6 protein-coding genes and 1 pseudogene are annotated in these 9,385 nt (G+C 61.8%); 2 read left to right on the forward strand and 5 right to left on the reverse strand.

Annotation, left to right across the window (positions count from 1 at the left end; all coding sequences use genetic code 11):
• Positions 1–103: 103 nt before the first annotated feature.
• The gene (locus BVER_RS24890; protein ID WP_050455542.1) at positions 104–802 is read right to left on the reverse strand and encodes a hypothetical protein; all 699 of its coding nucleotides are present in this window, start codon (positions 800–802) and stop codon (positions 104–106) included.
• 640 nt (positions 803–1,442) lie between these two features.
• Here BVER_RS24890 and BVER_RS24895 point away from each other — a divergent pair.
• On the forward strand, positions 1,443–2,588 hold the full coding sequence (locus tag BVER_RS24895; protein ID WP_050455547.1) for an IS481 family transposase: 1,146 nt from the start codon (positions 1,443–1,445) through the stop codon (positions 2,586–2,588).
• Between the two features lie 151 nt (positions 2,589–2,739).
• Here the strand turns inward: BVER_RS24895 and fghA are convergent, their stop codons facing one another.
• The 4 genes and pseudogenes from fghA to BVER_RS24915 all read right to left on the reverse strand — a co-directional run bounded on the left by fghA (position 2,740) and on the right by BVER_RS24915 (position 7,492).
• Positions 2,740–3,588: an S-formylglutathione hydrolase gene (fghA, locus tag BVER_RS24900; RefSeq protein WP_050455543.1), complete on the reverse strand. Its 849-nt coding sequence runs from the start codon at positions 3,586–3,588 to the stop codon at positions 2,740–2,742.
• Between the two features lie 14 nt (positions 3,589–3,602).
• On the reverse strand, positions 3,603–4,709 hold the full coding sequence (locus BVER_RS24905; protein ID WP_050455544.1) for an S-(hydroxymethyl)glutathione dehydrogenase/class III alcohol dehydrogenase: 1,107 nt from the start codon (positions 4,707–4,709) through the stop codon (positions 3,603–3,605).
• A 36-nt stretch (positions 4,710–4,745) separates the two neighbouring features.
• Positions 4,746–5,945, reverse strand: a complete 1,200-nt coding sequence (locus BVER_RS24910) for an AGE family epimerase/isomerase (RefSeq protein WP_050455545.1) — start codon at positions 5,943–5,945, stop codon at positions 4,746–4,748.
• A gap of 134 nt (positions 5,946–6,079) precedes the next feature.
• Positions 6,080–7,492 (reverse strand): annotated as a pseudogene (locus BVER_RS24915) (xylulokinase).
• A gap of 333 nt (positions 7,493–7,825) precedes the next feature.
• Between BVER_RS24915 and BVER_RS24920 the strand changes: the two are divergent.
• A complete protein-coding gene (locus BVER_RS24920) occupies positions 7,826–9,205 on the forward strand; it encodes a nucleobase:cation symporter-2 family protein (RefSeq protein WP_050455546.1) in 1,380 nt (459 codons plus the stop codon).
• Positions 9,206–9,385: the final 180 nt, after the last annotated feature.

The raw sequence follows: 9,385 nt of genomic DNA on the forward strand, positions 1-9,385 counted from the left end.
TTACCCGGAACAATGGACTCCAGTCGTCCCCATATCTCATCGGTCAGCAACATTCGACTCATCTTGATCGCTTACGCAAAAGATGAGATGTAAACACATTTCTTCAAATGTGAACAGAGCCTAGAGCAATGCCTATTCCGAGCGGCCCCATTAAGAGTCCCGCACCGAGTGCACTAGCAGTGCTGCTGATTGCTCCAAAAAGCGATAAACCACCGGCTACGTAATACGCTTTCGCCGCATTCGCATCACCTACTTTCGACACCCGTGTAGCTGCCGCGAGATTCACCGCTGCATCCGCAATCCCTCCCACCGCCGCAATCACACCCCCGGCCTTCACCAGCCCTTCACCCAACCCGATGACTTGGGAAAGCTTCGGCGTCAACTCCGTCCCCGCGCGTTGAATGAACACCTGTGCGGCCTTGGCCGGAATCTTGAGCGCCTGACCTGCCATTTCCGTGGCGCCGCCCATCATGCTCACCGATGCGCCGTAGAACGCGGCCACCACCTCCGGGTGCCGCGCGCCGACCTTGGCGTCGAGGTCCGCCATGCTGCTCTTTAGACTGTCCTGCAAGAAATACAGGCTGATCAGCGACAATCCGCCATCTACACCGTTGATGGACAAGCTCTTCAGGCTGCGAAAACCATCGCTGGCAAAGTCATGCGCAACCTTCCCGGCAACCTTGACGCCTTTCAAAACTTTGGCTACCTCTGGCTCAAGATTTTGCAGGCCTCCTGAAACTTCGCGCAGGACAGCATTGGCGTCAATCTTTAGATCGGCCCCCTTGGATACCAGTCGCCACATCGAATAAACACGCGACTATTCCGATTTGACCTGGAACTTTCCAATCGATTTCCTGCTTATTGCGCGAGATCCAAACCTACGATGGTCGCCTGCACAAGCGCTGGTTGGCCCAGGCGGCAATGCCCGCTGCGCAAGGAGATGCGAACTTCGCACGAAACCGCCTACTGGAGCCTGTTTATCCAGACGCGTGGTCAGAACAGGGACATGACGAATAACGCCATGCCGATTAGTGAAAGGACGGCACTAGCGGAAGATCAAGCCGTCCTGGGACATTTGGGGGAAACTTGCTTGCCGGATCGCGTAACACGCACATCGCGTTACTGGCGGAGCGCCGCTCACGCTGTGCGTTGCTCGCGAAGGTGGCTGGAAAGGATAGGTCAAGCGTGAAGCTGCCGATAGAGCTGAAACGCTCGCTGACATGGGATCGGAGTACGGAGATTAAACGGCCTCCTCAGACTTTCGGTTTTACGAATCCAGCGGAAAAACTGGCTGAGGCGTTGGAGGTTGCATCGACTGGTTGAATCCGTTGGCGCTTTCTTTGGTTACTTTCTTTGCCGCCGTGTATAGACCGGAGACATAGGTAACACCTGTTCCAGGACATGGGTAACACTTCGGACGAATGGTTCGTCCGGAGTCGATCATGGTCTGGGATAGCAAAGACATCATGGAACTGCGACTTGAATTCGTGAATTTCGCCACACAGGAAGGCGCCAATCGACGCGCTTTGTGTACTCGATACGGCATCAGTGCGAAGACCGGTTACAAGTGGATCAGACGCTTCGAGCAAGGCGACACGAGTCTGGCCGATCGAAGCCGACGGCCGGTACACAGCCCCTTGCGTACCGCTGCCGAAGTCGAAGCACGGGTGGTCGAACTGCGTCATGCGCAGCCCGTGTGGGGCGCGGCCAAGATTGCCCGTCGCATGAGCGATCTGGGTTTCGACCAGACGCCTTCGCCGAGCACTGTAACGCGCATCCTGCATCGGCACGGCCTGATCACCGCTGAGCGCAGCACCGACGCTTTGCGATGGCAGCGCTTCGAACACGAACATCCGAACGACCTGTGGCAGATGGATTTCAAGGGCTGCATCGAGCTCGACAGTGGCCGGCGCTGCTCGCCCTTCACGGTGCTTGACGATCACTCGCGCTTCGATCTGGCACTCGATGCATGTGGCAGTACGCCCACGCGCGTGGTGCGCGAGCGTTTGCGCGCGGTGTTTCGTCGCTATGGGCTGCCGCTGCGCATCAACGCGGACAACGGTCCGCCATGGGGCAGCCCCGTGCGACCGGGGCAGTTAACGGCGCTGGCGATCTGGCTGATCCGCCTGGGCATCCGGATCTCGTACAGCCGACCGATGCATCCGCAGACGAACGGCAAAGACGAACGGTTTTATCGGACGCTGAAGGCTGAACTGCTCGCGGGTCGACACTTCAGGAACCTGAAGAGTGCTCAGCAAGCCTTCGATGCGTGGCGCCGCGTGTACAACCACGAGCGACCGCATCAGGCGCTGGGCATGGCTACACCGATTTGGCGCTATCGAACCAGCCCGCGACCGTATCCGGAACGGCTGTCGCCGATCGAATACGGCGACGCAGATGCGGTGGTTCGGGTGGGTATGAACGGAGAGGTGCGCTTTAAGTCGCAGCGCTTCAAAGTCTCCAGTGCGTTGGCTAACCTGCCCATCGCATTACGGGCCAGTAGCGAAACCGACGGCACCTATGACCTGTACTTTGCTCATCATCGAATCGATACGATCAGCTTGAAGGGCGGCGGCAAAAGGAGCTAAATGTGTTACCCATATCCTGACGCACCTGTTACCTATGTCTCCGGTCTGTACACGGCGGCAAAGAAAGTAACCCCTCCGCCGGGGAGGCGGTTACTGAGCAATAGAGCGCGACACCCGCAAAGCACCCTAAAGCCAAGTAACCGCAAAAAAACTAAGCACACAAAACCCGCGCATGATGCGCCACATGCTCCCCAACAAACGTCGAGATAAAGAAGTACCCATGATCGTATCCCTCATGCCGCCGCACGGTCACATTACGCCCGGCCTCCCGAGCATTGCGCTCGAAGATATCCGGATGAAGCTGCTCCGCGAGAAACTGATCGCCCAGGCCCTGATCGATGAGGATACCGTTCGCGAATCGCGACGCACTGTCGCCACGCACGAGTTCGCTCGCGTCATACTGCTTCCACGCTTCGCGATCGTCGCCGAGATAGCCGGAAAACGCCTTCACGCCCCACGGACACTGCGACGGCGCGGCGATCGGCGCGAACGCCGACACGCTCTTGAACAGATCGGGATTGCGCAGCGCCAGCACCAGCGCGCCGTGTCCGCCCATCGAATGTCCGAAGATGCCGAGCCGGTCTTCGCGCACAGGCAAGTCAGCGAGTACGGCCGAGCGCAAATCCTGCGTCACATACGAATACATGCGGTAATGCTTCGACCACGGCTCGCGCGTCGCATCGACATAGAAGCCCGCGCCGACGCCGAAATCCCACGCATCTTTCTCGCCCGGAATATCCGCGCCGCGCGGCGAGGTATCCGGCGCGATCAACGCGATGCCGTGCTCCGCCGCGTAACGCTGCGCGCCCGCCTTGATCGGAAACGTCTCTTCGGTGCACGTCAGGCCGGCGAGATAAAACAGCGCCGGCACTTTCGCAGCAGACGCGGCGGCCGGCAAAAACACCGAGAAGCGCATCGGCAGGCCGATGGATTCCGACTCGTGCTTGTAGATCCGCTGCACGCCGCCGAAACAACGATGTTCTTCCACGAGTTCGAGCATCGTCGTCTCCTTGCTTAGTAGATGACCACGGAACGGATCGATTCGCCCTTCTTCATCAGGTCGAAGCCGTCGTTGATCTGATCGAGCTTCAGATGATGCGTGATCAGATCGTCGATATTGATCTTGCCTTCCATGTACCAGTCGACGATCTTCGGCACATCGGTGCGGCCGCGCGCGCCGCCGAATGCCGAGCCTTTCCATTCGCGACCGGTGACCAGCTGGAACGGACGCGTGCTGATTTCCTGCCCCGCCGCCGCCACGCCGATGATGAACGATTGGCCCCAGCCCTTGTGCGTGCATTCGAGCGCCTGACGCATCAGCGTGGTGTTGCCGACGCACTCGAACGAGTAGTCCGCGCCGCCATCGGTCAGTTGCACGATATGGTCGACGACGTTCTCCGTCTCCTTCGGGTTGATGAAGTGCGTCATGCCGAATTTCTTCGCCAGTTCGACGCGGCCCGGATTGATATCGACGCCGATGATCTTGTCCGCGCCGACCATCTTCGCGCCCTGAATCACGTTCAGCCCGATGCCGCCCAGACCGAACACGACCACGTTTGCGCCCGCTTCGACCTTCGCCGAATACACGACCGCGCCGACGCCCGTCGTCACGCCGCAGCCGATGTAGCAAATCTTGTCGAACGGCGCGTCTTCACGGACCTTCGCGACCGCGATTTCCGGCACCACGATGTAGTTCGAAAACGTCGACGTGCCCATGTAGTGGAACAGCGGCTTGCCGCCGAGCGAGAAGCGCGAAGTGGCGTCGGGCATCAGACCCTTGCCTTGCGTCGCGCGAATCTTCTGGCAGAGATTCGTCTTGCGCGAGAGGCAGAACTTGCACTCACGGCATTCCGGCGTATAGAGCGGAATGACGTGATCGCCTTTCTTCAGCGTGCCGACGCCGGGACCGACATCGACCACGACGCCCGCGCCTTCGTGACCCAGAATCGCCGGGAAGATGCCTTCCGGATCCGCGCCCGACAGCGTGTAGTAGTCGGTGTGGCAGATGCCCGTCGCCTTCACTTCGATCAGCACTTCACCGGCGCGCGGGCCTTCGAGATCGACTTCCTCGATGGTCAACGGCTTGCCTGCTTCCCATGCGATTGCTGCCTTCGTCTTCATCTAACAGCTCCTTGGTTTCGGAAATACGGATGTTGTTCAGCGGACGACGCTCAGTACTTCGTAGCATGCGCCCATCGTGTGATAGTCGGTCTTGCCGGCGGGGCTTTTCTCGTCGCTGTATTGGCGGTTATCACGCGACAGGATGCGATACCACGCGCCCCATTTGTGATCGACGAAATGCTCCCAGCTATAGGCCCACAGGCGGTCGTAATCGTTCCAGTAGCGCACGGCGGCTTGCGTATCGCCCGCGCGTTCCATGCGATCCGCGAGCAGCGCCGCCGCCACGAGCGATTCCGCCTGCACCCAGAAATACTTGTCCTCGTCGTAGAACTTGCCGTCCAGATCGAAGCCGTAGACCATGCCGCCGTGCTGATCGTCCCATGACAATTCGATCGCGCGATCGAACAGTTCGCGCGCACGCGTCAGATGCCACGCCTCCGGACGATGCCGGTCGAGAATCAGCAGCAGCTTCGCCCATTCGGTCTGATGCCCCGGCTGAAAGCCCCACGGTCTGAAAATATTGGTTCGATCGCCCTTGTTGTAATCCCAGTCGATCGACCAGTCCGGCTTGTAGTGTTCCCAGATCAGCCCGCCCGCAAGCGATGCCTGGCGATTCACCATGTTGTCCGCCAGCAGCGCCGCGCGATCGAGATAACGCGTCTCGCCGGTCGCCTCGAATGCGGCGAGCAGCGCTTCGCACGTATGCATGTTCGCGTTCTGGCCGCGATAGTCCGACACTTGCCAGTCGCCAGTCGCTTCGTCTTTATACAGACCGTGCTCCGCGTCCCAGAAGTGCTGCTCCATCACGTTCCAGGTTTCATCGAGATAGCCGCGCGCTTCGTCGATGCCCGCTTCCACCGCTTTCGCATACGCGAGCACGACGAACGCGAGGCCGTAGCAATGGTTGGTCGCATCGGTGACGTCGCGGCCGTTCAGCGTCCACGCATAGCCGCCCGTCTGCGGATTGCGATGAAACTCGCGCAGATAGTCGATGCCGTGCACCACGCCGCCGCGATATTCATCGAGCTTGAAGTGCTTGCAGGCCATCGCGTAGTTGAAGACGAAGCGCGTGCTCGACACGAGATGCCGCGACGTGCGGTCGTAGATCGTGCCGTCGTTCTTGTAGTAGTGAAAAAAGCCGCCTGCCGGATCCATGCAGTGCGGATGGTAGAACGTCATCGTGCGCAGCGTGTGATCGAGCAGGAACGCGCGCGAACGGAAATCGGGTGAGGACATGGCTGAGTTCGATGGTGCGAAGTTTGTCGTAGATGAACCGAACATCACGGGCAGGTCAATATGATGCGGATGTTCAGGAGCCGATCGAGGTCACCGACCTTCGGGCGAAAGTGTAAGCGCTAACGCACGCCGCGTCAGAACCAGTCTTCCACGCGGCGATACAACGCGATGAAACGCGCGTGCCTTTCCGCGAGCGTCGCCTCAGCCTGAGGCATCGCGACGCGTGTCGTGACCGGCGCGAGCGCGGTCATCTCGTCGATGCGCCAGTGCCCCGCCGCGATGCCGCCGAGCAAGGCCGCGCCGCGCGTCGCCGCATTCGGGCAATCGACGGCATGCAGTTCCACTTGCAGCGCATCGGCAAGCAGTTGCCGCCAGCGCGCGTCGATGGAACCGCCGCCGGCGAGCCGCATCGACGTGAGCGGCGTGCCGTTGTCGCGGATCGCATCGAGTCCCGCCCGCAAGGCGAATGCCACGCCTTCGAAGGCGGCGCGCATCATCGTGCCGCGCGTGTCGTTCAGGCCGAGACCGAGCCAGCCGCCGCGCGCCGACGGGTTCATCCACGGCGATCGCTCGCCGCTCAGATACGGCAGAAAGCTCACCGACGCGCTGGCGTCGGCGGCAAAGGCTTCGTCGTAGGCTTCGCGCCACGACGCGAAGCCGAGCCAGCCGCGCACGCGTTCCAGCGCGACGCCCACGTTCTGCATCGCCGCCATGCGATACCACTCTGCATTGGCCGCGCGATACGTATGCAGGCCGCGCACGGGCGCGGGCGCATCGGCGCACATCACGACGATCTGGCCGCCGGTGCCGGTGGTCAGCAAGGCATCGCCATCGGACGACAAACCGCTTCCGAGCGCGGCGCACGGCGTATCGCCCGCGCCGACGGCCATCGGAATGCCCGCCAGCAGTCCGAGCGACGCCGCGGCCCGCGCGCTCAACGCCCCGCCGCTTTCATGCGATGCCGCCAGCGGCGCGAACCACGCGCGCGGCAAGTTCAGACGGCCGATCAGCGCATCGTCCCATTCGCCCGATGGCGCGGCCAGCGCGGTCGCGCATGCATCCGATGGATCGGTGACGCACGCGCCGCCGAGCGTCACGCGCAGCCAGTCCTTCGCTTACAACGCGTGACGCGTCGCATCGGCGATAGCGGGTTCGTTCAGCGCGAGCCAGCGCAGCAGCGGCCCCGCCATGCCGGGCGCGACGGGATTCGGCTGCGGTTCGGGCCAGGCATCGAGCAAGGCGCTCGCGCGCGTGTCGGGCCAGAGCATCGCGGGACGCAGCGCGCGGCCGTCGGCATCGGCCGGCACGACGCCGTGCATCTGCCCGGAGAAGCCGATTGCGCTGACCGCGTCGCGTTCCGTCGACGGCAGGCGCGAGGCGGCATCGACGAGCGCGTCGTACCACGTCTCGACGCGCGTTTCGGCCCAGCCGGGCCGTTCGCTCGTGACGGCATACGCCGCGCCGGAGGAGGCGATCTCTCGTCCGTCTTCATCGACGATGGCGAGTTTCAACGATCCGGTGCCAAGATCAATGCCCAGAAATCGCATGGAATTCGCACTTGAAAAGTCGTTAGGGAAAACGCGTAAGACAGGGGTTTACCCCGCCAAAATCCGCGACACACGAAAAACGGACTATACGCGCGCCGTGATTCACATCATAACGACGAGCCGAAGAAGGCAGCCTTTCGTCACACGACAAAAATCATCCGTCACGCGCCGAAGCCCATGCCCAAAGGGCTTGCGCCCGATGCAGCCGTTCGCGGCGCGCATTCCCCATATCGCCCCGCGAACGCGATCTATAGCGCCGGGTGGTCTTGTTGACGCTTTTTGATCCATCTAACTTGGAGGCCATTCCAAATGAGAGGCATATAGGAGAGAGACATGGCATCGAACAGAGTGCATCCCGTCGACGAGCGATTGCCGACCGGGCAACTGCTGACGCTCGGCATCCAACACGTGCTCGTCATGTACGCGGGCGCGGGCGCCGTGCCGCTGATCCTCGGCGCGGCGATGGGTCTCTCGAAAGATCAGGTCGCGTTCCTGATCAGCGCGGACCTGTTTTCCTGCGGCGTCGCGACGCTGATCCAGACGCTCGGTCTGTGGATCTTCGGCATCCGCCTGCCGGTGATCATGGGCTGCACGTTTGCCGCGATCGGCCCGATGATCGCCATCGGCACGAATCCGTCGCTCGGCATTCTCGACGTGTTCGGCTCGACCATCGCGGTCGGCGTGATCGGCATTCTGCTCGCGCCGATGATCGGCAAGATGCTGCGCTTCTTCCCGCCCGTCGTGGTCGGCACGGTGATCGCGGTGATCGGCCTGTCGCTGATGGGCGTGGGCATCAACTGGGCGGCGGGCGGCGTCGGCAATCCGGATTACGGCAATCCCGTGTATCTGCTGCTGTCGCTGGTCGTGCTGTCGCTGATTCTGCTGATCAACAAGTTCGCGCGCGGTTTTATCGCCAATATTTCGGTGCTGCTCGGCATCGTTGCGGGTTTCGTGATCGCCGCGCTGCTCGGGCGCGTGAACATGGATGGCGTCGCGCATGCGCCGTGGGTCGGCATCGTGCTGCCGTTTCACTTCGGCATGCCGCATTTCGATCCGCTCTCGATCGCGACGATGGTCATCGTGATGTTCGTCACTTTCATCGAATCGACCGGCATGTTCCTCGCGGTCGGCGATCTGGTCGAGCGTCCCGTCGATCAGAAAGCGCTGGTGCGCGGCCTGCGCGTGGACGGTCTCGGCACGCTGATCGGCGGCATCTTCAACTCGTTTCCGCATACGTCGTTTTCGCAGAACGTCGGGCTGATCGGCGTGACGGGCGTGCGCAGCCGCTTTGTCTGCGCGACCGGCGGCGTGATTCTCGTCGTGCTCGGCCTGTTTCCGAAGATGGCGCAGGTCCTCGCCTCGGTGCCGCCGTTCGTGCTCGGCGGCGCGGGCATCGTGATGTTCGGCATGGTCGCGGCGAACGGCATCAAAACGCTGTCGCGCGTGGACTTCACGAAGAACCATCACAGCCTGTTTATCGTCGCGGTCAGCGTCGGCATGGGCATGGTGCCGGTGGTCGCACCGAAGTTCTTCTCGCAACTGCCGCATGCGCTCGAACCGATTCTTCACAGCGGGATTCTGCTGGCATCGGTGTCGGCGGTGGTGCTGAATATCGTGTTCAACGGCGTACGCAAGGAACGCGATGCGCGTCGCGAAGCGCGTGAAGCGGCGCACGAATTCGAAGGCGCGGCGCACGCCGGCGACGGACACTGAAACAACGAAGATTCCCTGGCAGGGTGCTTGCGTTGAGCGCCGCGGTTCGCCGCGGCGTTTTTTGTGCGCCCAGCATGGGCGCACTCTTGCGGGTGCAAGTCGCGCGGCAAGTTGACCACAGCGAGCGAAGTGAAGCGCAACTGCGGAAGGGCGACCGACCGTGGGGAGGAAGCGTGGAGC

Origin of the sequence: Candidatus Burkholderia verschuerenii (assembly GCF_001189365.1) — a bacterium.
Taxonomy (GTDB): domain Bacteria; phylum Pseudomonadota; class Gammaproteobacteria; order Burkholderiales; family Burkholderiaceae; genus Caballeronia; species Caballeronia verschuerenii.